Annotated in this window: 27 protein-coding genes and 1 pseudogene; 20 read left to right on the top strand and 8 right to left on the bottom strand. The window is 71.3% G+C overall.

Annotation, left to right across the window (positions count from 1 at the left end; genetic code table 11):
* The first annotated feature begins 373 nt into the window (after positions 1 to 373).
* From hemL to ccsB, 7 genes are all read left to right on the top strand, one after another.
* Positions 374 to 1,690: a glutamate-1-semialdehyde 2,1-aminomutase gene (gene hemL / locus ACFYWG_RS32750; protein ID WP_376331428.1), complete on the top strand. Its 1,317-nt coding sequence runs from the start codon at positions 374 to 376 to the stop codon at positions 1,688 to 1,690.
* Positions 1,691 to 1,710: 20 nt separating this feature from the next.
* Positions 1,711 to 2,400, top strand: a complete 690-nt coding sequence (locus tag ACFYWG_RS32745) for a histidine phosphatase family protein (protein WP_389204450.1) — start codon at positions 1,711 to 1,713, stop codon at positions 2,398 to 2,400.
* A 148-nt stretch (positions 2,401 to 2,548) separates the two neighbouring features.
* Positions 2,549 to 3,844 (top strand): hypothetical protein, encoded by a 1,296-nt coding sequence (locus ACFYWG_RS32740; protein ID WP_383509522.1) that lies wholly within the window; start codon positions 2,549 to 2,551, stop codon positions 3,842 to 3,844.
* A gap of 66 nt (positions 3,845 to 3,910) precedes the next feature.
* Complete coding sequence (locus ACFYWG_RS32735) at positions 3,911 to 4,540, top strand: TlpA family protein disulfide reductase (protein ID WP_376331431.1); 630 nt, start codon at positions 3,911 to 3,913, stop codon at positions 4,538 to 4,540.
* Position 4,541: 1 nt separating this feature from the next.
* On the top strand, positions 4,542 to 5,315 hold the full coding sequence (locus ACFYWG_RS32730; RefSeq protein ID WP_383509519.1) for a cytochrome c biogenesis CcdA family protein: 774 nt from the start codon (positions 4,542 to 4,544) through the stop codon (positions 5,313 to 5,315).
* 3 nt (positions 5,316 to 5,318) lie between these two features.
* Positions 5,319 to 7,055 (top strand): cytochrome c biogenesis protein ResB, encoded by a 1,737-nt coding sequence (locus tag ACFYWG_RS32725; protein WP_376331434.1) that lies wholly within the window; start codon positions 5,319 to 5,321, stop codon positions 7,053 to 7,055.
* Positions 7,052 to 8,131, top strand: coding sequence for a c-type cytochrome biogenesis protein CcsB (ccsB, locus tag ACFYWG_RS32720; RefSeq protein ID WP_383509516.1), 1,080 nt, complete (start codon positions 7,052 to 7,054; stop codon positions 8,129 to 8,131). The genes ACFYWG_RS32725 and ccsB overlap by 4 nt, the downstream gene beginning before the upstream one ends.
* Before the next feature lie 82 nt (positions 8,132 to 8,213).
* On the opposite strand, the gene ACFYWG_RS32715 is transcribed toward ccsB, so the two are convergent.
* Positions 8,214 to 9,626 carry a condensation domain-containing protein gene (locus ACFYWG_RS32715; protein WP_383509083.1) on the bottom strand — a complete coding sequence of 471 codons (1,413 nt, stop codon included), beginning with the start codon at positions 9,624 to 9,626 and terminating at the stop codon, positions 8,214 to 8,216.
* Between the two features lie 219 nt (positions 9,627 to 9,845).
* The gene (locus tag ACFYWG_RS32710; protein ID WP_389204423.1) at positions 9,846 to 10,454 is read right to left on the bottom strand and encodes a hypothetical protein; all 609 of its coding nucleotides are present in this window, start codon (positions 10,452 to 10,454) and stop codon (positions 9,846 to 9,848) included.
* A 153-nt stretch (positions 10,455 to 10,607) separates the two neighbouring features.
* Between ACFYWG_RS32710 and ACFYWG_RS32705 the strand changes: the two genes are divergently transcribed.
* Together ACFYWG_RS32705 and ACFYWG_RS32700 are read left to right on the top strand one after the other, a co-directional pair.
* Complete coding sequence (locus ACFYWG_RS32705; RefSeq protein WP_389204422.1) at positions 10,608 to 11,522, top strand: Scr1 family TA system antitoxin-like transcriptional regulator; 915 nt, start codon at positions 10,608 to 10,610, stop codon at positions 11,520 to 11,522.
* Positions 11,470 to 11,583, top strand: coding sequence for a DUF397 domain-containing protein (locus tag ACFYWG_RS32700; protein ID WP_383509125.1), 114 nt, complete (start codon positions 11,470 to 11,472; stop codon positions 11,581 to 11,583). The genes ACFYWG_RS32705 and ACFYWG_RS32700 overlap by 53 nt, the downstream gene beginning before the upstream one ends.
* 1 nt (position 11,584) lies before the next feature.
* Here ACFYWG_RS32700 and ACFYWG_RS32695 read toward each other — a convergent pair whose 3' ends face one another.
* From ACFYWG_RS32695 to ACFYWG_RS32685, 3 genes are all read right to left on the bottom strand, one after another.
* Positions 11,585 to 11,929 carry a hypothetical protein gene (locus ACFYWG_RS32695; protein WP_383509091.1) on the bottom strand — a complete coding sequence of 115 codons (345 nt, stop codon included), beginning with the start codon at positions 11,927 to 11,929 and terminating at the stop codon, positions 11,585 to 11,587.
* Positions 11,926 to 12,531, bottom strand: a complete 606-nt coding sequence (locus ACFYWG_RS32690; protein WP_389204421.1) for a DUF6232 family protein — start codon at positions 12,529 to 12,531, stop codon at positions 11,926 to 11,928. Before ACFYWG_RS32690 ends, ACFYWG_RS32695 begins: the two co-directional genes overlap by 4 nt.
* A gap of 120 nt (positions 12,532 to 12,651) precedes the next feature.
* A complete protein-coding gene (locus ACFYWG_RS32685; RefSeq protein WP_376331454.1) occupies positions 12,652 to 12,972 on the bottom strand; it encodes a PLD nuclease N-terminal domain-containing protein in 321 nt (106 codons plus the stop codon).
* A gap of 67 nt (positions 12,973 to 13,039) precedes the next feature.
* Between ACFYWG_RS32685 and ACFYWG_RS32680 the strand changes: the two genes are divergently transcribed.
* Together ACFYWG_RS32680 and mqnP are read left to right on the top strand one after the other, a co-directional pair.
* The gene (locus ACFYWG_RS32680) at positions 13,040 to 14,491 is read left to right on the top strand and encodes a menaquinone biosynthesis decarboxylase (RefSeq protein ID WP_376331456.1); all 1,452 of its coding nucleotides are present in this window, start codon (positions 13,040 to 13,042) and stop codon (positions 14,489 to 14,491) included.
* Positions 14,488 to 15,390, top strand: coding sequence for a menaquinone biosynthesis prenyltransferase MqnP (gene mqnP, locus ACFYWG_RS32675; protein WP_376331457.1), 903 nt, complete (start codon positions 14,488 to 14,490; stop codon positions 15,388 to 15,390). Before ACFYWG_RS32680 ends, mqnP begins: the two co-directional genes overlap by 4 nt.
* On the opposite strand, the gene ACFYWG_RS32670 is transcribed toward mqnP, so the two are convergent.
* The gene (locus ACFYWG_RS32670) at positions 15,380 to 15,982 is read right to left on the bottom strand and encodes a rhomboid family intramembrane serine protease (RefSeq protein ID WP_383509099.1); all 603 of its coding nucleotides are present in this window, start codon (positions 15,980 to 15,982) and stop codon (positions 15,380 to 15,382) included. The two genes, mqnP and ACFYWG_RS32670, sit on opposite strands and share 11 nt — an antisense overlap.
* A gap of 116 nt (positions 15,983 to 16,098) precedes the next feature.
* On the opposite strand from ACFYWG_RS32670, the gene ACFYWG_RS32665 reads away from it, so the two are divergent.
* The 8 genes from ACFYWG_RS32665 (at position 16,099) to ACFYWG_RS32630 (ending at position 21,988) form a co-directional block, all read left to right on the top strand.
* Entirely contained in the window at positions 16,099 to 16,761 is a 663-nt protein-coding gene (locus ACFYWG_RS32665; protein ID WP_376331494.1) for a UbiX family flavin prenyltransferase, read from the top strand.
* A 62-nt stretch (positions 16,762 to 16,823) separates the two neighbouring features.
* The gene (locus ACFYWG_RS32660) at positions 16,824 to 17,279 is read left to right on the top strand and encodes an Lrp/AsnC family transcriptional regulator (protein ID WP_376331461.1); all 456 of its coding nucleotides are present in this window, start codon (positions 16,824 to 16,826) and stop codon (positions 17,277 to 17,279) included.
* 80 nt (positions 17,280 to 17,359) lie between these two features.
* Complete coding sequence (mqnE, locus tag ACFYWG_RS32655) at positions 17,360 to 18,523, top strand: aminofutalosine synthase MqnE (RefSeq protein ID WP_376331463.1); 1,164 nt, start codon at positions 17,360 to 17,362, stop codon at positions 18,521 to 18,523.
* A 166-nt stretch (positions 18,524 to 18,689) separates the two neighbouring features.
* Entirely contained in the window at positions 18,690 to 19,214 is a 525-nt protein-coding gene (locus ACFYWG_RS32650; RefSeq protein WP_376331465.1) for a GNAT family N-acetyltransferase, read from the top strand.
* A 92-nt stretch (positions 19,215 to 19,306) separates the two neighbouring features.
* The gene (locus ACFYWG_RS32645) at positions 19,307 to 19,606 is read left to right on the top strand and encodes a DUF4229 domain-containing protein (protein ID WP_376331467.1); all 300 of its coding nucleotides are present in this window, start codon (positions 19,307 to 19,309) and stop codon (positions 19,604 to 19,606) included.
* Between the two features lie 142 nt (positions 19,607 to 19,748).
* The gene (locus ACFYWG_RS32640) at positions 19,749 to 19,850 is read left to right on the top strand and encodes a putative leader peptide (protein WP_376331469.1); all 102 of its coding nucleotides are present in this window, start codon (positions 19,749 to 19,751) and stop codon (positions 19,848 to 19,850) included.
* Between the two features lie 67 nt (positions 19,851 to 19,917).
* Positions 19,918 to 21,228, top strand: a complete 1,311-nt coding sequence (locus ACFYWG_RS32635) for a dicarboxylate/amino acid:cation symporter (protein ID WP_376331471.1) — start codon at positions 19,918 to 19,920, stop codon at positions 21,226 to 21,228.
* Between the two features lie 94 nt (positions 21,229 to 21,322).
* A complete protein-coding gene (locus tag ACFYWG_RS32630) occupies positions 21,323 to 21,988 on the top strand; it encodes a TetR/AcrR family transcriptional regulator (protein ID WP_376331473.1) in 666 nt (221 codons plus the stop codon).
* Here the strand turns inward: ACFYWG_RS32630 and ACFYWG_RS32625 are convergent.
* Both ACFYWG_RS32625 and ACFYWG_RS32620 read right to left on the bottom strand, forming a co-directional pair.
* Positions 21,976 to 22,827, bottom strand: coding sequence for a MaoC/PaaZ C-terminal domain-containing protein (locus ACFYWG_RS32625; RefSeq protein ID WP_389204420.1), 852 nt, complete (start codon positions 22,825 to 22,827; stop codon positions 21,976 to 21,978). The genes ACFYWG_RS32630 and ACFYWG_RS32625 overlap by 13 nt on opposite strands.
* Positions 22,824 to 23,084 (bottom strand): annotated as a pseudogene (locus ACFYWG_RS32620) (SDR family oxidoreductase); the annotation flags it as partial. The gene ACFYWG_RS32625 and the pseudogene ACFYWG_RS32620, both read right to left, overlap by 4 nt.
* 598 nt (positions 23,085 to 23,682) lie before the next feature.
* On the opposite strand from ACFYWG_RS32620, the gene ACFYWG_RS32615 reads away from it, so the two are divergent.
* Positions 23,683 to 25,602 carry an AMP-dependent synthetase/ligase gene (locus tag ACFYWG_RS32615; RefSeq protein ID WP_385419575.1) on the top strand — a complete coding sequence of 640 codons (1,920 nt, stop codon included), beginning with the start codon at positions 23,683 to 23,685 and terminating at the stop codon, positions 25,600 to 25,602.
* The last annotated feature ends 83 nt before the right edge of the window (positions 25,603 to 25,685 follow it).

Here is a 25,685-nt window from a genome sequence, read left to right as displayed (position 1 = left end):
TCCCCGCCGGGCACGTCGAGGACCCCGGTCATCAGTCCCCTCGCCCAGTCCGCCACCGCGATGCATATCTCCACCCGACTGCTTTTCTAGGACGCGTCGCCCCCGCCGCGCAACCCGATCATCGTGTCAGTGACCTCCCCCACGGCCGCACGCCGAAACGTGCGCCGAAAACATCCGTCCGCGGGATCTTCGCAGCCTCCGACCACGCCGGGGCGTTCGAGCTGTGTGTATCAGGGACCAGTCTCGCAGACGCCGGGGCCCCCGGGACCGGGTTGTCCCACGCCCCGGTCCGCGGCCCCCCTGGCCTACCCTGAACAGGTCACTGGCACCCGGAGCCCGACTACGTCGGAGAAGGTCGGAGAAGTCGCAGGTCATGAGCGAACTCGCATATCCGTATGAAGCACCGGCCTCGCAGGCTCTGTTCGACCGCGCGGCGGCCGTCACGCCCGGCGGCGTGAACTCCCCGGTGCGGGCCTTCCGAGCCGTCGGCGGCACGCCGCGGTTCATGGTCTCCGGCACGGGCCCCTACCTGACCGACGCGGACGGGCGGGAGTACGTCGACCTCGTCTGCTCCTGGGGGCCGATGATCCTCGGGCACTCCCACCCCGAGGTGATCGCCGCCGTGCAGGAGGCCGTCGCCCGCGGCACGTCCTTCGGCACGCCCGGTGAGGGCGAGGTCGCCCTGGCCGAGGAGATGGTCGCGCGCATCGCGCCGCTGGAGCAGGTGCGGCTGGTGTCCAGCGGCACCGAGGCGACCATGTCGGCGATCCGGCTCGCGCGCGGGTTCACCCGGCGCACCAAGGTGATCAAGTTCGCCGGGTGCTACCACGGGCACGTGGACTCGCTGCTCGCCGCGGCCGGCAGCGGCGTCGCCACCTTCGCGCTGCCCGACACGCCGGGCGTCACGGGCGCGCAGGCGGGCGACACGATCGTGCTGCCGTACAACGACCTCGACGCCGTGCGCGAGGCCTTCCGGGCCCACCCCGGCGAGATCGCCTGCGTGATCACCGAGGCGTCCCCCGGCAACATGGGCGTCGTCCCGCCCGCCGACGGCTTCAACCAGGGCCTGAAGGACGTCTGCGCCGAGAACGGCGCCCTGTACATCTCCGACGAGGTCATGACCGGCTTCCGGACCAGCCGCGCCGGGTGGTTCGGCGTCGACGGCGTCGTCCCGGACCTGATGACCTTCGGCAAGGTCATGGGCGGCGGCTTCCCCGCCGCGGCCTTCGGCGGCCGCGCGGACGTGATGGCCCACCTCGCCCCGGCCGGGCCCGTCTACCAGGCCGGCACCCTCTCCGGAAACCCCGTCGCCACCGCGGCCGGCCTCGCCCAGCTGCGGCTCCTCGACGACGCGGCGTACGCGAAGGTCGACGCCGTGTCGAAGGAGATCCAGGGCCTGGTCACCGAGGCGCTCACCAAGGAGGGTGTCGCGCACCGGCTGCAGACCGCCTCCAACATGTTCTCGGTGTTCTTCACCGACCGGCCCGTGCGCGACTACGACGACGCCCGGGCCCAGGAGTCCTTCCGCTACACCGCGTTCTTCCACTCGCTGCTCGCCGGCGGCGTCTACCTCCCGCCGTCCTCCTTCGAGTCCTGGTTCGTGTCCACCGCGCACGACGAGCGGGCCGTGCAGCGCATCGCCGACGCCCTGCCGGCGGCGGCCCGCGCGGCGGCGGAGGCGACGGCATGACCGAGGGGACGGACAACGGAATGACCACCGAGACGAACGACGACCTCACCGTCGTGCACCTCATGCGGCACGGCGAGGTCGCCAACCCGGACGGCATCCTCTACGGACGGCTGCCCGGCTACCACCTCTCCGACCTGGGCCGGCGCATGGCCGACCGGGTCGCCGAGCACCTGGCGGGCCGCGACGTGACCTATGTCGTCGCCTCGCCGCTGGAGCGGGCGCAGGAGACGGCCGAGCCGATCGCCAAGGCGCACGGGCTGGACCTGGCGACCGACGAGCGGCTGATCGAGGCCGAGAACATCTTCCAGGGCAAGACGTTCGGCGTGGGCGACGGGGCGCTGCGCAAGCCGAACAACTGGAAGCACCTGGTCAACCCGTTCCGGCCGTCCTGGGGCGAGCCGTACGTCGACCAGGTGGTGCGCATGATGAGCGCGCTGGGCGCCGCCAAGGACCAGGCCCGCGGGCACGAGGCGGTCGTGGTCAGCCACCAGCTGCCCATCTGGATCGTCCGCTCCTACGTCGAGCGGCGGCGGCTCTGGCACGACCCGCGCCGGCGCCAGTGCACCCTCGCCTCCCTGACCACGTTCACCTACCGCGGCGACCGCATCGTCTCGGTCGGCTACTCGGAACCCGCCCGCGACCTGGTCCCGCCGCACCTGCGCGCCGGCGCCAGGCCGGTGAAGGGGCAGAGCAAGGGCTTCGGAGCGTAGACACCGGACCACGGTCCGACCTTTTTCGATCACTTTCTGATCGTTTAAGACTGTTTCGTTACGGAATCTGCGCATCTCGGCGGAACCTCCCTGATCGTCGCGGCCTCTGAGTGGGTGACCACCAGAGAACGTGACGATCGGGGATGCCATGCGCCCACTCACCCGCAGGGGAATGCTCGGACTCGGCGCGGGTGCCGCGGCCGCCGCCTCGCTCGCCGGCTGCGGCGGCCTCACGGGGTCGGACGACGACGGCCGCACCGGCGGTTCCGGGGGCGGTGACCGCGCCCAGGGCCGGGCGAAGCCCAAGCCCGCCGCCAAGCCCATCGGCGACGGCTCCACCGCCTTCACCGGCCCCCAGCCCCACCAGCCGGGCAAGCCGCGGCCGCTGGAGCCGGGTCAGACCCCGCCGCAGTTCGTGGTGTTCTCCTGGGACGGCGCCGGCGAGGTCGGCAACGGCCTCTTCCCGCGCTTCCTGGACCTCGCCGAGAAGCACGGCGCGAGCATGACCTTCTTCCTGTCCGGGCTGTACCTGCTGCCCGAGTCGAAGAAGCGCCTGTACGACCCGCCGAACAACCCGCGCGGCGCCTCCGACATCGGCTACCTCACCGACGCGCACATCAAGGACACCCTGAAGAACGTCCGGCGCGCCTGGCTGGAGGGCCACGAGATCGGCACGCACTTCAACGGGCACTTCTGCGGCGAGTCCCACGGCTCGGTGAAGCACTGGACGCCCCGGCAGTGGCGCAGCGAGATCGACCAGGCGAAGTCCTTCGTCACGCGGTGGCGCACCCACACCGGCTGGACCGACCTGCCGCCGCTGCCCTTCGACTACGACAAGGAGCTGGTGGGCGGCCGCACGCCCTGCCTGCTCGGCCAGGACAACCTGCTGCCCACCGCCCGCGAGCTGGGCTGGCGCTACGACGCCTCCTCGCCCGGCGGCCTCCAGGTCTGGCCGCGCAAGCGCGAGGGCATATGGGACCTGCCCCTGCAGCAGATACCGTTCCCCGGCCGCGGGTTCGAGGTCCTGTCGATGGACTACAACATGCTGGCCAACCAGTCCCTCAACTCCACCAAGGCCCCGGCGCACAACTACCCGGGCTGGCGGAAGCAGTCGGCCCAGGCGTACATCCAAGGATTCAAGCGGGCATACGAGACGAATCGGGCGCCGCTGTTCATCGGCAACCACTTCGAGGAGTGGAACGGCGGGATCTACATGGACGCCGTCGAGGAAGCGTTCGCGTACATGGCCCGGGAGAAGGAGAAGGGCGGGGATGTGCGTCTCGTCTCCTTCCGGCAGCTCACCGACTGGCTCGACGCGCAGCATCCCGAGGTGCTCGGCAAGCTCCGCACGCTCGGCGTCGGGCAGCAGCCGGCCGGTGGCTGGCGGGAGTTCACCTCGCCGACGTCCGCGCCGAGCGGAAAAGCCTCGCGCAACGCCGCCTGAAATGCGGTTTTCCACCCGCAAGGGGGGTGGGCGAGAGCCACTGAACGGACATGCGAAACTTTTCACATGAGTGCCGCCAGCCGCGCCCCCCTGCGCTCGAACCGCACCCGCCGTGTCCGCCGTGCCGCCGCGCTGACCGCCGGTCTCGCCGCGACCGCGCTGCTCGTGACCGCATGCGGGTCCGGCGGCACCTCCGGCGGGGGCGGCAACACCAACTTCGTCACCGGCACCGACGGCATCGCCACGGTCGCCCGGGGCGAGCGCACCCAGGCGCCCGAACTGTCCGGCAAGACCATCGCCGGCAAGACGCTCGACGTCGCCGACTACCAGGGCAAGGTCGTCGTCCTCAACGTCTGGGGCTCCTGGTGCAACCCCTGCCGGGCCGAGGCCAAGTACTTCGCGAAGGTCTCCAAGGCCTACTCCGGCAAGGGCGTGCAGTTCGTCGGCATCAACACGCGGGACACCTCCACCGGCGCGGCCCTCGCCTTCGAGAAGGACTGGGGCATCACCTACCCCAGCCTCTACGACCCCACGGGCAAGCTGCTGCTGCGCTTCAAGAAGGGCACGCTCAACCCGCAGGCCATCCCCTCCACGCTCGTCCTGGACCGGGACGGCAAGGTCGCCGCCCGCTCGCTGTCGGCGCTCAGCGAGGAACGGCTGCTGAAGATGCTCGAGCCGGTCGTCGCGGAGAAGTGACGTGAGCGCCGTCACCACGCTCGCCGCGGTCACCGACCCCAACAGCACCGTCCTGCAGGGCGCCCTGCTGGTGGCTCTCCCGATCGCGCTGCTCGGTGGGCTCGTCTCCTTCTTCTCCCCGTGCGTCCTGCCGCTGGTGCCGGGATACCTCTCCTACGTCACCGGCGTCGCCGGAACCGACCTCGCCGACGCCCGGCGCGGCCGGATGGCCGCGGGTGCCTCGCTGTTCGTGCTCGGCTTCACGGTCGTCTTCGTCTCGTCCGGGGCGCTGTTCGGCTACTTCGGCGCCGAGCTCCAGGAGTACCGGAACGTCCTGTCCAAGGTCCTCGGCGTCCTCATGATCGTCCTGGGCGTCTTCTTCATGGGCCTGATGCCCTGGTTCACCCAGCGCGAGTTCCGCTTCCACCGCAGGCCGGTGGCCGGGCTGGCCGGCGCGCCCCTGCTCGGCGCCCTCTTCGGCATCGGCTGGACGCCCTGCATCGGGCCCACCCTCGCCTCGGTGCTCGCGCTCTCCTCCGATCAGGGCAGCGCCGGTCGCGGTGCCGTGCTGACCGTCGCGTACTGTCTGGGCCTGGGCGTGCCCTTCGTGCTCGCCGCGGTCGCCTTCCGCAAGGCCCTCGGTGCCTTCGGGTGGATCAAGCGCCACTACGTCTGGGTGATGCGGGTCGGCGGCATCATGATGATCGTGACCGGTCTGCTGCTGCTGACCGGCGCGTGGGACCGCATCGTGCAGGAGATGCAGGTCTGGTCCGACGGCTTCACTGTGGGGATCTGATCGATGAGCAAGACCACCGCCTCCGACCCGGCCCCGTCCGCCGCCGAGGACCAGGACCTGGGCGCCGCCGGCTCCCAGCTGTCCACCGCCCCCAAGGAGGAGGCGCCGCACCTGCCCGCCCTGGGCGTCATCGGCTGGGCCCGCTGGTTCTGGCGGCAGCTCACCTCGATGCGGGTCGCGCTGCTGCTGCTCCTGCTGCTCTCGCTCGGCGCGATCCCCGGCTCGCTGATCCCGCAGACCGGCCAGGACGAGACGAAGGTCGCCGACTTCCGCGAGGCGCACCCCACCCTCTCGGACGTGTACGACAAGCTCGGCATGTTCCACGTGTACAGCTCGGTGTGGTTCTCCGCGATCTACATCCTGCTGTTCGTCTCCCTCATCGGCTGCATCGTGCCCCGCACCTGGCAGTTCGTGGGCCAGCTGCGCGGCCGTCCACCGGGCGCGCCGAAGCGCCTGACCCGGCTGCCCGCGCACACCACCTGGCGCACCACGGCCGAACCCGAGCAGGTCCGCGAGGCGGCCCTGGCCCTGCTGCGCAAGCGCCGCTTCCGCGCCCACCTCGCCGGTGACGCCGTCGCCGCCGAGAAGGGCTACCTGCGCGAGGTCGGCAACCTCGTCTTCCACATCGCCCTGATCGTGATGCTGGTCGCCTTCGCCTGGGGCCAGCTGTACAAGTCGGAGGGCAACAAGCTGATCGTCGAGGGCCAGGGCTTCTCCAACACCCTGACCCAGTACGACGACTTCAAGTCGGGCAGCCTCTTCACCTCCGACGACCTGGTGCCGTTCAGCTTCAACCTGAAGAAGTTCACCGGCAGCTACGAGCGCACCGGCCCGAACAAGGGCACCCCGCGCGTCTACCAGGCCGACCTGACCTACAGCTCGGGCGCCTACGGCGAGGACCGGGACACCACGGTCGAGGTGAACCACCCGCTGGAGATCGGCGACTCCAAGGTCTACCTCGTCAGCCACGGCTACGCCCCCGTCATCACGGTCCGCGACGGCCGGGGCAAGGTGGTCTTCGACGACGCCGTGCCGCTGCTGCCGCTGGACGCCAACGTCACCTCCTCCGGTGTCGTCAAGGTCCTCGACGGCTACCGCAACCCGCAGGGCAAGAAGGAACAGCTCGGCTTCAACGCGTTCTTCGTGCCGACGTTCGGCGGGTCCGCCAGCGGCACGATGCTGTCGCAGTTCCCCGCGCTGGACTACCCGGTGCTCGCGCTGTCCGCCTACCACGGCGACCTGGGGGCCGACTCGGGCATCCCGCAGAGCGTGTACCAGATGGACAAGAAGAACATGAAGGAGTTCAAGGACTCCAAGGGCAAGCTGTTCAAGAAGCTGCTGCGGCCCGGCGAGACCATGAAGCTCCCGAACGGCGCCGGTTCGGTCACCGTCGGCAAGGACGTCAAGGAGTGGGCCGGCTTCCAGGTCGTGCAGCAGCCCGGCAGCGGCTGGGCCCTCGCCGGCGCTCTCGCCGCGATCGGCGGCCTGGCGGCGTCCCTGTTCATCCAGCGCCGCCGCGTCTGGGTGCGCGCGGTCCGCGGCGCCGACGGCGTCACGGTCGTCGAGATGGCCGGCCTCGGCCGCAGCGAGTCCGCCAAGGTCCCCCAGGAGCTGGGCGACCTCGCCGGTGAGCTCTACGAGCGGGCCCCGGGCGCGCCCGACCCCGCAGATTCCCCCGACCCCGACCAGGAGCCGGGCTCCGACACCCCCGTACCCGCCGAAGGGGCTGAGAAGCAGTGACTCTCGCCGCCGCCACCAACGAAAACCTCGCGGAGATCAGCAACGTGCTGATCTACTCCGCGATGGCCGTCTACACCCTGGCCTTCTTCGCGTACATCGCGGAGTGGCTCTTCGGCAGCCGCAGCAAGGTCGCGCGTACGGCCGCCGCGCTCACCGCGGACCCGGCGGCGAAGAAGGCGCCGGCCGTCACGGTCAAGAAGGCCGGCGGCACCGCCGTGCTGGAGCGGCCGAAGGTCACCGTGCGGGCCGCCGCCGGACAGCGGGACGTGCCGGACGGGCCCGGCGCGCACGGCGGTGACGAGCAGGGCGACCTGTACGGCCGCATCGCCATCTCCCTGACGGTGCTGGCGTTCCTGATCGAGCTGGGCGGCGTCATCACCCGCGCGGCCTCGGTGGAGCGGGCCCCGTGGGGCAACATGTACGAGTTCAACATCACGTTCTCCACGGTCGCGGTCGGGGTCTACCTCGGACTGCTGGCGCTGAAGAAGAACGTGCGCTGGCTCGGCCTGTTCCTGACCACGTCGGTCCTGCTGGACCTGGGCCTGGCCGTCACGGTCCTCTACACCGCGAGCGACCAGCTCGTCCCGGCGCTGCACTCGTACTGGCTGTACATCCACGTCTCCACGGCGATCTTCTGCGGCGCGGTCTTCTACGTGGGCGCGGTCGGCACGATCCTGTACCTGTTCAAGGACTCCTACGAGACCAAGCTGGCGAGCGGCGGCAGGCCGGGCACCTTCGCCACCTCGGTCCTGGAGCGGCTGCCCTCCTCGGCCACCCTCGACAAGTTCTCCTACCGCGTCAACGCGGCCGTCTTCCCGCTGTGGACGTTCACGATCATCGCGGGCGCCATCTGGGCCGGCGACGCCTGGGGCCGCTACTGGGGCTGGGACCCCAAGGAGACCTGGTCCTTCATCACCTGGGTCGCCTACGCCGGCTACCTGCACGCCCGCGCCACGGCCGGCTGGAAGGGCCGCAAGGCCGCCTACCTGGCCCTGATCGCCTTCGGCTGCTGGCTCTTCAACTACTACGGCGTCAACATCTTCGTCTCCGGCAAGCACTCCTACGCGGGCGTCTGAGCCCCGCACCGGCGAAGGCCGGTTCCCGACCCCCTCGGGTCGGGAACCGGCCTTCGCCGTACGTGCGGTGCCGGGCGGACCCTCACCGCCCGGGGCGCGGGGCGTGGTCCGCGACGGAGACGACGACGTCCCGCAGCCGGTCGGTGTACAGCCGCAGGTTCTTGTGGGCCACGTCCGTGTCGGGGTAGCGGGCGGCGAACCACAGGCCCTCGTGGAGGCGGGTGAGCCAGGCGCAGACCTGGTCGCCGTAGGAGACCCGGATCAGGCCGTAGGCGTTGCGCTCGGTCCAGAGCGTGGAGTCGGGGGTGTCGCGGGCGTCGGCGAAGGACACGATGGAGTACATGTCCGGGGACGTGGGCCGGAAGTCCGCGCCGAGCAGCCGCAGGACCCGGGCGAGCGGCATGCGGGCCAGCGGCCGGGTGGCGTGCAGCGCGGCCCGGACGGTCCTCAGCACGTCGGGGAAGTCGGGCGTCCCGGCGACGGGCACCTCGATGGGCGCGCCCCCGACGTACCAGCCCACGGAGTCCGAGTACGCCGACTTGGCCCGGGTGTGGAAGGGCACCACCGTGCGGTAGACGGGCTCGCCGCCGATCTCGTGGACGATCAGGGCCGTCGCCGCGAGGATGCCGACGAGGGAGCCGCCGTAGGGGCGGCAGTACGCCTCGAACGCGGCGGCCGTCTCCGCGTCCACGAGCATCTCGCGCATCAGCTTCTGGGCGGGCAGCCCGCCCCCCGGCTCCAGCCCGAGGTCGACCGGGAAGCTCGGCAGCCGCCCGTCGCAGCGGTGGATGAACTCGCGCCAGCGGGCGACGATCTCGTGGTCCGCGTCGATGCTGTCGGCGTTCGCCCGCTCGGCCTCGCAGAAGTCGACGTAGCTGCTCACGGCCGGCTGCCGCGGGGCGTTCCCGGCGAGGTGGCCGGCGTACAGCTCGTGCACCTCGGCGGGGATGCGGTAGATGGAGAACGCGTCGACGTTGCTGTGGTCGAAGGCCATGTAGACGCTGGTGGAGTCGTCCCGGACGACGGCCGTGTAGATCAGGTTGGGCCAGCGCAGCGCGTCCGCCGTGGTGTCGAAGCGGTCCTGCAGGTGCTGGGCCAGCTCCGCCGCGTCGGTGAACTCCCCGGCGTCCTCGCGGTGCAGGGCGACGGCGTCGGCGTCGAGGGTGAAGCGGCGCAGCGAGTCCCCGGGGCCGCCCGCCCAGCGGAAGCCGCTGCGCAGTGTCTCGTGCCGCAGCGTCCAGTCGCGCAGCGCCTCGCCGAGCGCGTCCAGGTCGGCCCGGCCCGGCAGGTCGAAGGCCGCGCCGATCCAGGTCGGCACGAACAGGCCGTCCTCGCGCACGGTCCGCGCGGTGCGCAGGTGGGACTCCTGGATGTAGGCGGGCGGCCGTGAGTCCTCCGGCAGGGCCTTGGCCGTCGCGACGGTCGCCGGACTGAGCGTCCATTCGACGAGCCGTCCGGGCCGGACGTCGCAACGCTGGATGTCACTCATTCGCACGGGGCGTCTCCGTTCGCAGTTGGGACAGACCCGACCAAGGGAATGACGGAGAAGCCATCGCTCACACCGGGTGTCGCCCCTTTTCAATGGAACGGATGGCACCTCGAACGGCGATGCGGGCCCCGAGCGGGGTGCGGCGTTGACGTATCGGCCGATTCCTCCGATCAGAGGCCCGGTGCGCGGCGCCGGGACCGGGGTGCGTCCTGCGCGTACGGGGCGTCAGCCCTTTCGCTCCAGCACCGCGTAGTCGGCGAAGCAGCGGCGGTAACGCAGGTGGCGGGTCTCCTGGGTGTGCCTGCGCTGCCACTCCTCGACCTCGGCCGGCGCCGAGCGCACCCCGGAACCGGCCCCGCAGTCCGCCTCCTCGCCCGAGACGCAGCGCGCCTCGTACTCGGGCTGGGTGGACGGGTCCTGCACGATCGTGTACGGCACGTACCGGAAGACCCGCCGGCCGGGCACCGCCTCCCCGCCGTGCTCCTCGCGCTGGTGCTGGCGCAGCAGCACGTTGGCGTCCGTCACCGCACTGCCGTCGAACGCGGCCCGCGCCCGGCTCCGGCGCAGGTCCAGCTCCTCGCACACCGCGCACCCTCGCACCGGCAGCGGAGGCCGTGCCGGGTCGGCCGGCAGCCCCTCCCTGGACCGGTCGTTGACCGCCCGCACCCCCGCACTCAGCCGCTCGTCCGGCGTCGCCGGCCTGATCCTCCCCGGATCCGCTTGCCACTCCCGGCCGCCGCCGACCGGGCGCAGCATCACATACGGGCCGGTGCTGTCCTGGTACTCGCCGACCCTGTTCGTCTGCGGGTCGTAGACGAGCGTTCCCGGTTCCATTCCGCGCACCTCCGTCACTCTGGGTGTATTGAGCGTTGCGCAGGGGAACGGTCCGGTTCAATGCTTTCGGTGTGACACCGGTGCACTGTCACGGAGGGGGAAGCCGTGGGTCGACGCAGCGGCGGGACGGAGTCGGGGGCGAGCACGGCGGCCGTGTTCGGCGAGGTGCTGCGGCACTTTCGTGAGGCGGCGCTGCTCACGCAGGAGGGCCTGGCGCGCCAGATCCCGTGCGACCGTTCGCACGTGGCGCGGGTGGAGGCGGGCACGCGCGTCCCGCAGGACACGTTCGCCAAGACCTGCGACGAACTGCTCGGCACGGGCGGGGTGTTGCTCCGGCTGTGGACCCGGATCGACTGGTACCCGCAGGTGGAGCATCCGGACTGGTTCGAGCGCAGGGCGCGCATGGACGCGGAGGCGGTGGCCGTCCGCGCCTACCAGACGCAGGTGATCCCGGGGTTGTTGCAGACACCCGGATACGCGACCGCGCTGTTCGGCCGCCGCCTCCCGGACTCCCAGGACGTAGCGGAACGGGTCCGGGCTCGACTGAGTCGCCAGCAACGCTTCGTCGTCGAGGGCGGCCCGTTCTACCTCGTCGTGCTCGACGAAAGCTGCCTGCGGCACATGGTCGGGGGACCGGAAGTCATGAGGGACCAGTGCGAGTACCTGCTGGCCGTGGGGCGCCTGCCCAACATCCGTGTGCAGATCGCCCCGTGGGACCGCCCGGAGATCGACCGCCCCGACACCTCCCTGTCGTTGATCGAGCTTCCGGGCGGCGAACGCTGGGTCTACTCGGAATCGCTCGACCGGGGCCACTTCAGCGATGATCCGGCCGTCTTCGCGCAGCACATGCGCTCTTATGATGTGCTCAGAGCGGACGCCCTGTCAGCACCTCAGTCCGCTGCTCTGATCAGCGACGTGAGGGAAGGGTACGAGGCCCATGACCAGCCATCAGCTGCGCGCGGCGACCTGGATCAAGAGCAGCCACAGCGGCGCCAACGGCGGGGACTGCATCGAAATAGCCCCCGGTTTCCCCGAAACCGTGCCCGTGCGCGACAGCAAGGACCCTGACGGACCGGTCCTGGTCGTCGGCCGGTCCGCCTGGTCCGCGTTCGTCGGTTCCGTGCGCTGACCTACTGCCCGCCCAGCATCTGCAGGATCCGGTTCGCGGCCTCCGCGACCGGCTGTCCCACCGCCCCGACGGCCGCGGCGATCGCGGCGACGGCCAGCAGCGCGCGGTGACGCTCGGCCGGTGGCGCCGCGTCCGCGGCCAGCACCGGCAGGGACTCGTCGATGAGCTGCACGCTGGGCTGCGGCAGCTGCTCGCGCAACTCGCGTACACCCGCCAGGAGTTCGGCCAGGGCCAGCCGCAGGGCGGGGTCCGCCTCGGCGCCCGCCCCGTTCTTCACGATGCCCGTGTTGCCGCTGCCGCCGTGCATCGAGACGTTGTCGCCGTAGTAGTAGTTGTTGCCGCTCATGCCGCGATCCCCACGTTCCCGCTGCCGCCGTACATGTTGACGTTGTCGCCGAAGTAGTAGTTCGTGGGCGAGCTGATCGTCAGCCGCTCCACGGTCACCCGGAACTCGGTGTCCGGGTTCTCCAGGGCGCCGGCCACGTAGCCCACGAGCTGGTCCAGGTGCCGGGGGTTGTGGCTGGTGACCATCGCCGTGGACGGACCGGCCGTCTCCACCGCCAGCACGTAGTGGGACTGGGCCGTGAGCACCGACAGCATGTCGACGAAGAAATAGACGAGCGCCGCGCCCGCCACGAGCCACACGAAGGTCAGCAGCCCGCTCGCCGTGGACTCGTCGGCGAGGACGGTCAGGCCGGCGACGATCGACAGGCCGACCGCCGCGGCCAGGGTGATGCCCGTGCGGGCGAGGAAGCGGACGACCGCCTCCTTGCGCTTGGGGTGGAGCGTGAAGGTGTACACCCGGGCGATGTTGCGCAGCGGATAGGCCGCGCCGCCCACCCATAACAGCCCCTTGGCCACCCGCAGTTCGACGTCGGTGGCGGACCGGGGCGGGGTGGAGGGCGGGGGCGGCACGTCGTACTGGCCCGGTGGCTGCTGTGTCTCCACGTGATCCCCCTGTGCGCCGGCGTGTCCGGTGTGGCAGCCGTGACTGCCTGAACACCATTGACGACGATGCGTGTCCCGAGGGCAAGTGGTTTCACGGCCCCGGGCGAGGGGGCGGACGGGTCAGGACTCGTCCGGGCGCCTCGGGTCGTCGTCCTTCTTCCGGTCCTCGTCGAGGGACTTCAGGAAGTCGGGGTTGTCGTCGGGGGCGACCCACCGGCGGGAGCGGCCGCCGCGGGCGCCGGACCAGCCGTCGGCGGCGGGGCTGCGCTTCTTGCCGGCGATCAGCCAGGAGATCGAGCCGACCAGCGGGAACAGGAGCACCAGGATCGCCCACAGCGGCTTGGGCAGGTGGCGGATGTCGTCGTCCTTGGTGCTGATGCAGTCGATGAACGCGTACACACTCAGCGCCAGCGGCACGAGGAACATCAGTACCCGGAGCATGCGCGGCCTCTCAGCAAAGCGGTGGGTGGTTCCAGGCCAGCGTAGCCGCTCGGGGATACTGGACCCCATGGCTTACGACGATCTTCGCTCCCTGCTCAGGGCGCTGGAGCGCGAGGGCGACCTCAAGCGCATCAAGGCCGAGGTGGACCCGTACCTGGAGGTCGGGGAGATCGTCGACCGGGTGCAGAAGTCCGGCGGCCCCGCGCTCCTCTTCGAGAACGTGCGCGGGTCGAGCATGCCCCTCGCGATGAACGTGTTCGGCACGGACCGCCGGCTGCTGAAGGCCCTGGGCCTGAAGTCGTACGCGGAGATCTCCGAGCGGATCGGCGGGCTGCTGAAGCCCGAGCTGCCGCACGGGTTCGTCGGCGTGCGCGAGGCGTTCGGCAAGCTCGGCGCGATGACCCACGTGCCGCCGAAGAAGGTGAAGGACGGCCCCGTGCAGGAGGTCGTCCTGACCGGGGACGACGTGGACCTGGAGCGGCTCCCGGCCCTGTTCACCTGGCCCAAGGACGGCGGGTCCTTCTTCAACCTGGGTCTCACCCACACCAAGGACCCGGAGACAGGCGTGCGCAACCTGGGGCTGTACCGGCTCCAGCGGCACGACAAGCGCACCATCGGCATGCACTGGCAGATCCACAAGGACAGCCGCAACCACTACCAGGTGGCCGCGCGCCGGGGCGAGCGGCTGCCGGTCGCGATCGCCTTCGGCTGCCCGCCCGCCGTGACGTACGCCTCCACCGCGCCGCTGCCCGGGGACATCGACGAGTACATGTTCGCCGGGTTCCTCGCGGGCAAGCGGATCGAGATGGTCGACTGCAAGACCGTCCCGCTCCAGGTGCCCGCCCAGGCGGAGGTCGTGATCGAGGGCTGGCTGGAGCCGGGCGAGATGCTGCCCGAGGGGCCCTTCGGCGACCACACCGGCTTCTACACCCCGCAGGAGCCCTTCCCGGCGCTGACGATCGACTGCGTCACGATGCGCAAGCGGCCGCTGCTCCAGTCGATCGTCGTGGGCAGGCCGCCGACGGAGGACGGGCCGCTGGGCCGCGCGACGGAGCGCTTCTTCCTGCCGCTGCTGAAGGTCATCGTGCCGGACATCGTGGACTACCACCTGCCGGAGGCGGGCGGCTTCCACAACTGCGCGATCGTCTCGATCGACAAGAAGTACCCCAAGCACGCGCAGAAGGTGATGCACGCCGTCTGGGGCGCGCACATGATGTCGCTGACCAAGCTGATCGTGGTCGTCGACTCCGACTGCGACGTGCACGACCTGCACGAGGTGGCCTGGCGGGCGCTCGGCAACACGGACTACGCCCGTGACCTGAGCATCGTCGAAGGCCCGGTCGACCACCTGGACCACGCCTCCTACCAGCAGTTCTGGGGCGGCAAGGCCGGGATCGACGCGACGAAGAAGTGGCCCGAGGAGGGCTACACGCGCGACGGCGGCTGGCCCGACATGGTCGAGTCGGACCCGGAGACGGCGGCGAAGGTGGACCGCCGGTGGAAGGAGTACGGGCTGTGACCTCCGCTTCCGCCGCGCTCCCGCAGCCGGGGCGCACCAAGGCCTTCCTGCGGCTGGTGATGATCGAGCACTCGGTCTTCGCGCTGCCCTTCGCCTACATCGCCGCGCTCACGGCGATGTACGAGTGGGACCGGAACATCCACTGGGGCAGGCTGCTGCTGGTCACCGTCTGCATGGTGGGGCTGCGGACCTTCGCGATGGCCGTCAACCGGATCATCGACCGGGAGATCGACGCGCGGAACCCGCGCACCGCGCAGCGCGAGCTGGTGACCGGCGCGATGTCGGTCAAGCACGCCTGGACGGGCGCGCTGATCGCCCTGGCCGTCTTCCTGGGCGCGGCGGCCCTGCTGAACCCGCTCTGCCTGGCCTTGGCCCCCATCGCGGTGGTCCCGATGGTGGTCTACCCCTACGGCAAGCGGTTCACGAACTTCCCGCAGGCCATCCTCGGTCTCGCCCAGGCCATGGGGCCGATCGGCGGCTGGCTGGCGATCACGGGTTCCTGGTCCTGGGACGCGGTGATCCTCGGTCTCGCCGTCGGCATCTGGATCGGCGGCTTCGACCTGATCTACGCCTGCCAGGACGTGGAGACCGACCGGGAGATCGGCGTCAGGTCCGTCCCGGCGCGCTTCGGCATCCCGGCGGCCGTCTGGGGCGCCCGGGTCTGCCACGCGGTGACGACGGCCCTGTTCGTCTGGTACGGCCTGGCCACCGGTGCCGGTGCCTTCTTCTGGCTGGGTCTGCTGATCGTCGCCGGCGCGTTCGTCTACGAGCACTCGATCGTGCGCCCGCACGACCTGACCCGGCTGAACCGGGCGTTCTTCAGCGTCAACGGCTTCATCGGGATCGCCCTGTTCGTGTGCGCGCTGCTCGACCTGCTGGTGCGCGGCCTCACGGTGTGAGCGCGGGCGGCGCGGGGCGGCGGCGCAGCACGAACGCCGCCGCCACGCCCGCCAGCAGCCCCAGCAGATGGCCCTGCCAGCTGACGCCCGTCTGCGTCGGGGCCAGGCCCGCCAGGATCGAGCCGCCCCAGACCGCGGCGATCAGGACACCGGCGAGGATGCCCAGCGGGCGGCGCTCCACGAAGCCGCTGACCAGGAGGAAGCCGAACAGGCCGAAGATCAGGCCGGAGGCGCCCGCCGTGTTGGTGCCGTCCGGGGATATCAGCCACACGCCGAGGCCGTCGGCGACGACGACCAGCGCGCAGACCAGCAGGAAGCGGCGGATCCCCGAGAGCGCGGCCAGGAAGCCCAGCACCAGCAGCGGCAGCGTGTTCGCCAGCAGATGGGCGAAGCCGAAGTGGACGAACGCCGACGGGACGACGTCGACCAGCTCCGACGGCTCGCGGGGCGTGACACCGAAGCGGTCGAAGAAGTGGCCCGTGACCGCGTCCACCGCTTCCAGCAGCCACAACAGCGCGATCCAGGCCAGCATCAGCTTGCCCGCGGCCAGCGCGCGGTCGCCGTGGGACCACCCTGCTCCGGCATCCGACATGACGACCCCCAGTGGCTCGCTCGTCCCCTCCGTGCAACGCCCCGCCCCCCTGGGCCGGTTCCCACCTGCCGACGCCGGATAGGCTCGGTGTCGTGAACCCAGTCAAGCCAGGCGAGATGCCGCGTACGCCTTGGATCGTAGGGGTGTCCGGCGCCTCGGGCACTCCGTACGCCGCCGCCGTGCTCCGGGCCCTGATCGCGGCGGGCGAGAGCGTCGACCTCGTGGTCTCCCGGGCCTCCCGGCTCACCCTGCTGGACGAGACCGGGATCTCCTTCCGGGACGCCCACTGGCGCAGCGACCTGGAGGCCTGGCTGTCCCGGGGCGCCGACGGCAAGCCGGACACCTTCTCCGTCGACATCGACGCCGTACGGCACTGGAGCGCCGGCGACCTGGCCGCCGGCCCCTCCTCGGGGTCGTACCCCACCAAGGGCATGCTCATCGTGCCCGCCTCGACGGCGAGCGTGGCGGGGGTCGCGCTCGGGTTGTCGAAGGACCTGCTGCAGCGGGCGGCGAGCGTCACCCTGAAGGAGGGGCGCACGCTGATCGTGGCCGTGCGGGAGACCCCGCTGAACGGCCAGACCCTGCGGCACCTGGTCACCCTGGACGACGCGGGCGCGATCGTCGTACCGGCCTCACCCGCCTTCTACGCGGGGGCGACGCACATCCAGGACCTGGTGGACTTCGTCGCCGGTCGCGTGCTCGACGCGGCGGGCGTGCCGCACGGGCTGTATCGCCGTTGGCAGGGTGAGCTCGGCGGCGGGGCGCAGCGCGCCGACTGAGCACGACCGAACTCCGAACCCCTCGGACTCAACCACAACTTCAGCGGAAGGCTTCGATCGCAATGGACGCGGTGGACAGGCAGCTCATCCAGGCCCTGAGGGAGAACGGCCGGGCCTCCTACGCGGAGCTGGGGCGCCTCGTCGGGCTGTCGGGACCCAGCGTCACCGACCGCATCAACCGGCTGGAGGCGGCCGGGGTCATCACCGGCTACCGGGCCACCGTCGACGCCGCCTCGCTCGGCCTCGGCGTCACCGCCCTCATCGGCATCTCGCTCTCCGACGCCACCGACCACGAGGACGTGGCGCAGCGGCTGAAGGACCTGTCGGAGATCGAGGACTGCTGGTTCATCGCGGGCGACGACTCCTACATGCTCAAGGTGCGGGCGGCGGACGTGGACGGGCTGGAGAAGATGATCCGGCGGCTCAGCGGGATCGAGGGCGTCTCCCGGACCCGCACGACGATCGTGCTCTCCACCAAGTGGGAGAACCGGGTCGGGGAACTGCCGGACGAGGTGTAGGCCCGCGGGGCCGGACGGGGGCGCTTGCGGCCGAAGGGCGGGGCGTACGGTTGGGTCGTCGTCGTAGAAAGGTTGTGGGCATGGATCTCGGGCTCAAGCGCGAGCTGGAGGAGAAGGTCAGGGCCGGTGAGCGCCTGTCCCGTGAGGACGGCATCGCGCTGTACGAGTCGGACGACCTGGCCTGGCTCGGCGGCCTCGCGCACGAGGTGCGCACCCGCAAGAACGGTGACGTCGTGCACTTCAACGTCAACCGTCACCTCAACATGACCAACGTGTGCACGGCCTCCTGCGCGTACTGCTCCTTCCAGCGCAAGCCGGGGGAGAAGGACGCGTACACGATGCGCATCGAGGAGGCCGTCAAGCTCGCGAAGGCGATGGAGTCGGAGAACCTCACCGAGCTGCACATCGTCAACGGGCTGCACCCGAACCTGCCGTGGCGGTACTACCCGCGCTCGCTGCGCGAGCTGAAGGCGGCGCTGCCGGACGTCTCCCTGAAGGCCTTCACGGCGACGGAGATCCACCACTTCGAGACCATCTCGGGGATGAGCGCCTCGGAGATCCTCGACGAGCTGATCGACGCCGGTCTGGAGTCGCTGACCGGCGGCGGCGCGGAGATCTTCGACTGGGAGGTCCGGCAGCACATCGTGGACCACCGCACCCACTGGGAGGACTGGTCCCGCATCCACCGGCTCGCGCACGAGAAGGGTCTGAAGACCCCCTGCACGATGCTGTACGGGCACATCGAGGAGCCTCGGCACCGGGTGGACCACGTGCTGCGGCTGCGCGAGCTGCAGGACGAGACCGGCGGTTTCCAGGTCTTCATCCCGCTGCGCTACCAGCACGACTTCGTCGACATGCAGGACGGCAAGGTCCGCAACCGGCTCCAGGCGCGTACGCAGATGGCGACGGGGGCGGAGGCACTGAAGACCTTCGCGGTGTCGCGGCTGCTGTTCGACAACGTGCCGCACGTCAAGGTCTTCTGGGTCATGCACGGTGTGCAGACGGCGCAGCTGGCGCTGCAGCACGGCGCGGACGACATGGACGGGTCGGTCGTCGAGTACAAGATCACGCACGACGCGGACAACTACGGGACGCCGAACAAGCTGACGCGCGAGGACCTGCTGGACCTCATCCGCGACGCCGGGTTCCGTCCGGTGGAGCGGAACACGCGGTACGAGATCATCCGGGAGTACGCGGGGCCCGACCCCCTGCTTCGCGAGTCGCCGCAGCCGATGAGGGTGTGAGGGCGGCTGCCGGTGCGTGGGGGGCTGGTCGCGCAGTTCCCCGCGCCCCTGAGCGGGGTACCCGGAGAGCATGCTGCGGTCGGACGACCGTGAGGGGGCCTACCGGGGGCTGGTGTCGGACTTGGAAGTGGCGGCCCGCGCCCTGTCGTAATAGTTAGAATCCCGCATGCCCCTTACCTTCACGCTCGACCCCGCCGTCACCCCCGAGCTGCGGGACGGCATCCTCGATCTGTGGGCCGACGTCTCGAACGCCGGAGGAGCGGTCGGGTACGTGCCGCCGGTGACGCGGGAGGAGATCCGGCCGGCGCTGGTCGGGCACCTGGCGTCGATGGCGCAGGGGCAGGTCAGGCTGCTCGTCGGGCACGACGCGGACGGGCGGGTCGCGGCCACCGCGTTCCTGACCCTCAACACCCACCACCTGATGACGCACTGGCTGTGGCTCTACACGGTGATGGTGCACCCGCGCCACCAGGGCGGCGGCCACGGCCGCGACCTGCTCGCCGCCGCCGCCGACGCGGCCCGGGGGATCGACGGGATCGAGGCGATCCGCCTGACCTGCCGGGGCGGCCTCGGCCTGGAGCGTTTCTACGCCTCCTGCGGCTACAAGGAGGTCGGCCGCGTCCCCGGGGCGATCCGGGTGGCCCCCGGGGACGACCGGGACGACGTCGTGATGCTGCTGACACTGGGCTGACCCCCGTGCCGGGACCGGCCGCCGGGCGTGCTTCACTGGACGGTGCCCGTTTGGGTGCGTTCTGGCCGTTCGAACCGGAAGAGTGGATTGAGATGCTCCGCTACACGCTGATGCGCCTCGGTGTCTTCGTGGGCTGCCTGGTGGTCGTCTGGGGCGCCGTCTACTCGGGCCTCGCCCCGCGCGGCCTCGGCGACAGCAACGGCCTGTGGGTCGTCCTGCTCGCCCTGCTCATCTCCGCGCCGATCAGCTTCGTCGTGCTGCGCAAGGAGCGTGACCGGGCATCCGTCCAGGTCGCTCAGCGGGTCGACCGGATGAAGGCCAACCTGGACGCCAACCGCAGCCAGGAGGACGGCGCGGACGACACCGCCCGGGCCCAGGGGCAGCCTTCGTAAAGTCCCCTCACATCGGCGTACAGCGCCCCGTTTCCGCACCTGTGCGGACACGGGGCGCTTTGCCTTGTACGGGTGTGTGTGTCCCGTCACCTGTCAAAGCCAGGCTTTGGGGTCCTCAAAGCTAGGGTGTTAAGGTCGATGTATGACGTCAGCAGTTGCGCCCTCATCACCCCCGAGCGTTCCGCTCGTGGCGCGGCTGCACGTGGATCTCTGTCGGTGCGCGTCCTCTTCCTGTCGTCCCTGACGTAACGCAACACCCCGTCGTCCCCACGTCAGCTCCCCCCTACGCGTCCCCCCAACGGAGTCAGTCCGTGTCCTCACACACGAAGTCCTTCAAGGTGCCCTTCTGGGCCCAGATACTCGCCGGTCTCGTCCTGGGTGTGCTGCTCGGCTGGCTCGCCCGCAGCCAGGACCTGTCCTGGCTGGTCACGACCCTGGAGAAGGTCGGCGACACCTTCATCGGCCTGCTGAAGCTGGCCGTCGCCCCCCTCGTCTTCTTCGCGATCCTGGTGTCGATCACCAACCTGCGGAAGGTGAACAACGCGGCCCGCCTGGCCTCGCGCACCCTCCTCTGGTTCATGATCACCTCGCTGATCGCGGTCAGCATCGGCCTGGTCATCGGCCTGGTCACCAACCCGGGCGCGGGCACCGGGCTCACGCCGAAGGACGGCGGGAAGCCCGAGAGCACCGGCTCCTGGATCGACTTCCTGACCGGCATCGTCCCCACCGACGTGATCACGCCGTTCACCGAGCTGAACGTGCTGCAGATCGTCTTCATGGCCGCCGTCGCCGGCATCGCCGCCCTCCAGCTCGGCGAGAAGGCCCAGCCGATCCTCACCCTGAGCGAGTCCGTCCTCAGCCTGCTGCAGAAGGCGCTGTGGTGGGTCATCCGGCTCGCCCCGATCGGCACGATCGGCCTCATCGGCTTCGCCATCGCCACCTACGGCTGGGACCTGATCGGCAAGTACGCCACCTTCACCGCCGACATCTACATCGGCTGCCTCCTGGTGATGTTCGGCGTGTACCCGCTGCTGCTGGCCACGGTCGCCAAGGTCAACCCGGTGCAGTTCTTCAAGGGCGCCTGGCCCGCCATCCAGCTGGCCTTCGTCTCCCGCTCCTCGGTCGGCACCATGCCGCTGACGCAGAAGGTCACCGAGCGCCTCGGCGTGCCGAAGGAGTACACCTCCTTCGCGGTGCCGTTCGGCGCCACGACCAAGATGGACGGCTGCGCCGCCATCTACCCGGCCATCGCCGCGATCTTCGTCGCGCAGATCTTCGACATCCAGCTGGGCGTCGGCGACTACCTGCTGATCGCGTTCGTCTCGGTGGTCGGCTCGGCCGCCACGGCCGGTCTCACCGGTGCGACGGTCATGCTGACCCTGACCCTGTCCACCCTCGGCCTGCCGATGGAGGGCGTGGGCCTGCTGCTCGCGATCGACCCGATCCTCGACATGATCCGCACCGCGACCAACGTGGCCGGCCAGGCGCTGGTCCCGGTGCTGGTCTCGGCCCGGGAGAACCTGCTCGACCGCGACGCCTACGCCACGGCCGACGGCTCCTCGCTGGAGGAGCCGGCCGAGGAGCCGCGCGACAGCACGGAGCGCGTCCCCGCCGCCGCCTGACACCCCGGGTGACGTGACGCGTGAAGGGCCCCTCGGGCGGCCCGGCCGGAGAACCGGCCGGGGACCGCACGGGGGGCCCGTACGCTTGAGCGCTATGGGTGCCGTGAAGACCAAGCGGATGCCGCGTGCGGTCCGCGAGCAGCAGATGCTGGACGCCGCCGTGCAGATCTTCGGCCGGCGCGGCTACATGACCGCGTCCATGGACGAGATAGCCGAAGTCGCCGGGGTCTCCAAGCCCTTGGTCTACCTGTACCTCAATTCCAAGGAAGACCTCTTCACCGCCTGCATCCGCCGTGAGGCGGCGGCCCTGGTGGCGGCGGTGCGGGCCGGGGTCCGCCCGGACGTGCCCGCCGACCGGCAGTTGTGGGAGGGCCTCGGCGCGTTCTTCGCGCACACCGCCGAGCACCCGGACGCCTGGTCGGTGCTGCACCTCCAGGCCCGTACGCACGGCGAGCCGTTCGCGGCCGAGGTCAGCGCGATGCGCGCCGAGATCGTCGCGTTCGTGACGCAGCTGATCCTCGCCGGGGCCCGCGAGGCGCACCGCGACCCCGACCTGCCCGAGCGCGAGGTCGCCGGGCTCGCCGAGGCCCTGGTCGGGGCCGCCGAGTCGCTCGCCGCCTGGGCCAACGCCACCCCGGGCGTCACGGCCCGCCAGGCCGCGGCCACCCTGATGAACTTCGCCTGGGCCGGGCTCGGCGACCTCATGGCGGGCCGCCCCTGGTCACCGCCGCAGGAGCAGCAGGAACCTCACGCCGGGTAGACGTCCCCCGTGAGGTGCAGCCGCTCGCGCGCACCGCGCAGTTCGAACCGGCCGCCCTTCGCCGCGTACGTCACCGTCCCCGGCAGCAGCACCGGCGCCCGGAACCCCGCCCGCACCGAGCAGCGGTCGGGCGTGCCGTGGGCGGCCAGGCAGCGGGCCACCGTCCACATGCCGTGCGCGATCGCCCGGGGGAAGCCGAACAGCCGCGCGGTGAGCGGGTGGAGGTGGATGGGGTTGCGGTCGCCGGAGGCGGCTGCGTAGCGGCGTCCCACGTCCCCGGCGAGGCGCCAGTCGGCCACGGCGGGCAGCGGCTCGCGCTCCTCCTCGCGCGCGGACCCGGACGCACGCGCCCCCGGGTGGCGGGCCAGGTAGGTGCTCCTGGACTCCCACACCAGGTCCCCGCCGCCGTCGCGCATCTCGGTGACGACGGCGGCCTCGGTGCCGCGCCGGTGCGGGGACAACGCCTCGACGCGCACGGCGAGTTCGTAGCGCCCGGTGGCGGGCGTCGGGCCGTGCCGCGTGACGCCGATCGACGTGTGCACCAGGCCCAGCAGCGGCAGCGGGAAGTCCCGCCCGCTCATCAGCCGCATGGCCAGCGGGAATCCGAGGACGTGCGGATAGGTCACCGGCAGCGCGTCGTCGCCGGTCGGGAACCCGCAGACCCGCTCGTACGCCGCCAGCCGCGCGAGGTCCACCCGCAGACCGGGCAGGACCAGCCGGGTGCGCGGGAACGCGGCGTCCGGCGAGGGCCGCTTGAAGGGGGACAGCAGGGCGCCGCGCGCCAGGAGCGGGGCGAGGGCCGGGGACGCCGGCAGGACGAGGTCGCTGGTGCCCGTCATGACGCCCCCAGCAGGCTCTGGCCGCAGACGCGGACGACCTGGCCGTTGACCGCGCCCGACGCCGGATGCGCCAGCCAGGCCGTGGTCTCGGCGACGTCGGCGGGCAGGCCGCCCTGGGCGAGGGAGTTCATGCGCCGGCCCGCCTCCCGGACGAGCAGCGGGACCGCGGCCGTCATCCGCGTCTCGATGAAGCCGGGCGCGACCGCGTTGACCGTCACGCCGTGCTCGGCCGGCGCCCGCGGGGCGAGTGCGCGGAGGCGCAGTCCGCCCTCCAGGGCCGGGTGTTCGGGGGACCAGCGCACCAGCGGCGCCGGCTGTGGCAGCCCGAGCCGGCGGGTGAGGAAACGGCCGGGTGCGGTACCGGTGAAACGCAGACAGCGGTCGGCCATGGACGAACTCCCGGATCCCGTGACGGCTCTGGACGCACAGCTGTGCTTACTCTGGAGTAAAGTTACCGGAGGTAAGGCTATGTCACGGACGAGGAGCAGGTCGAGATGAGCCCTCAGCAACCGGCGCCCGCCGTACGGCGCGTGGCGATCCGTCGGCGGTGCCCGCATCGTCCTGTGGCGCTCTCGGTGTGCGCGGCGGGCGGGCAGGGCGTGACGGCCGTGCTCGAACGCGCCTGAGCCGGGGGACCGGCGGCGGACCTGAACGACCCTCAGGTGACCCCCGAGCATGCACAGGCCCGGCTCCGGACCCGCCCCGAACCCGCACAGACCCGCCACGTGAGCGCCGTACGATCCCGTTCCTACCGTCAGTAACCCCCGCGGGGGCCGCGCCGGTTGAGCGCCTCGGCGTACGAGGCACGTACTCATGCAGCAAGCAGTTCCCCGCTGCACGCCCCAGGAGCCGCCCGTGTCCACTGCGTATCCCTCCTCCGCCCACGGCGACGTGTACGGCGGGCCGGTGCTGGTCGAGCCCGAGGTGCGGCGGCTGGACGGGGCGGTGCGCGAGGCGTCCGTGCCGCCGCTCGCCCCGCCGTGGACCCACGGGTCGCTCGCCGACCTGCCGTTCGACAACGCGCGCACCGACCCGGGGGCCGTCGCCCTCAGCCGCAAGGACGCCGAGGGACGGTGGAGCGACGTCACCGCCGGCGAGTTCGCCGCCCAGGTCCTGGCCGTGGCGAAGGGGCTGATCGCCGAGGGGCTCGCGCCGGGCGACCGGGTCGCCGTGATGGCCCGCACGATCTACGAGTGGACCGTCCTGGACTTCGCCGCCTGGGCGGCCGGACTGGTCACCGTCCCCGTCTACCCCACCTCCTCGGTGTTCCAGGCCCGCTGGATCCTGCAGGACTCGGGCGCCGTCGCCCTGGTCACCGAGACCGCCGCCCAGGCCGCCGCCCTCGGGCCCGAACGCGCGCACCTGCCCGACCTGAAGCACCTGTGGGTCGTCGAGAAGGGGCACGTGGACCGGCTCGCGGAGGCCGGGGCACGCCTGGCCGACCAGGAGGCCGAGGTGCGGCGCGGCATGCTCGGCCCCGACACCCTGGCCACCCTCGTCTACACCTCGGGCACCACCGGCCGCCCCAAGGGCTGCGCGCTCACCCACGGCAACTTCTTCGCCGAGGTCGACAACGCCATCGAACTGCTCTTCCCGGTCTTCCGGGCCAGGACCGGCGACGAGGCCTCGGTCCTGCTGTTCCTGCCCATGTCGCACGTCTTCGGCCGCATGGTGGCGATCGCCTGCGTCCGGGCCCGGGTCCGGCTCGGCCACGCGCCCAGCATCAAGGCGGAGCACCTGCTGCCGGACCTCCAGAGCTTCCGGCCCACCTGCCTGCTGGCCATCCCGTACATGCTGGAGAAGGTCTTCAACTCCGCCCGCGCCAAGGCCGAGGCGTCCGGCCGGGCCGCGGCCTTCGACCGCGCGGCGGCGGTGGCCCAGCGCTACGGCGAGGCCGTCGAGGCCCGCCGGACGGGCACCGGCCCCGGCCCCACCCGCGCCCTCAAGGCCGCCCGCGCCCTGTACGACCCGCTGGTCTACCGCCGGCTCCGCGGCGCCATGGGCGGCCGGGTCCGCTACGCGATCTGCGGCGGCTCACCCCTGGGCCGCCGCCTCGCCGCGTTCTACGCCGGTGCCGGCATCGAGATCTTCGAGGGCTACGGCCTGACGGAGACCACGGGCGCCTCCACCGTGACCCCGCCCCTCAAGCCCCGCCTGGGCACGGTCGGCTGGCCGCTGCCCGGCACCCGGGTGCGCATCGCCGCCGACGGCGAGATCCTCGTCGCCGGCGACCACGTCCTGCGCGGGTACTGGGACCCCCGGGCCGGGGGTGTCGTCCCCGCCGCCCCCGACGGCTGGCTTCCCACGGGTGACCTGGGCTCCCTGGACGACGAGGGCTACCTGACGATCACCGGCCGCAAGAAGGAACTGCTGATCACCGCGGGCGGCAAGTCCGTCGCCCCGGCCCCCCTGGAGAACCGGCTGCGCTCCCACCCGCTGATCTCCCAGTGCCTCGTCCTGGGCGACGGCCGCCCCTACGTCACCGCCCTCATCACCCTCGACCCGGACGGGATCACCCACTGGCGCCAGATGAACGGCAAACACCCCGTGCCGCCCACCCTGCTGGCCGACGACGAGGATCTGCGCGCGGTGCTGCAGCGCGCCGTCGACGACGCCAACACGATGGTCTCCCGGCCGGAGTCCATCCGCCGGTTCGCCGTCCTGCCCGTGGACTTCACCGAGGAGGCCGGCCATGTGACCCCCTCCATGAAGCTCCGCCGCGAGGCCGTCCTGCGCGACTTCGCCGGCGAGGTGGCGGGCCTGTACCCGCAGTAGGCACTTTTGCGAGGTCTTCACACGTGCCGGTTGACGACGCACCGTGCCGCCCCGTTGGCTTTCAGCCACCGCGCCCCGACGTT

It is taken from the genome of Streptomyces sp. NPDC003456 (assembly GCF_042878735.1).
GTDB lineage: Bacteria > Actinomycetota > Actinomycetes > Streptomycetales > Streptomycetaceae > Streptomyces.
The sequence above is the reverse complement of the archived record's forward strand: the minus strand, read 5'-3'. Positions and strand labels throughout refer to the sequence as shown.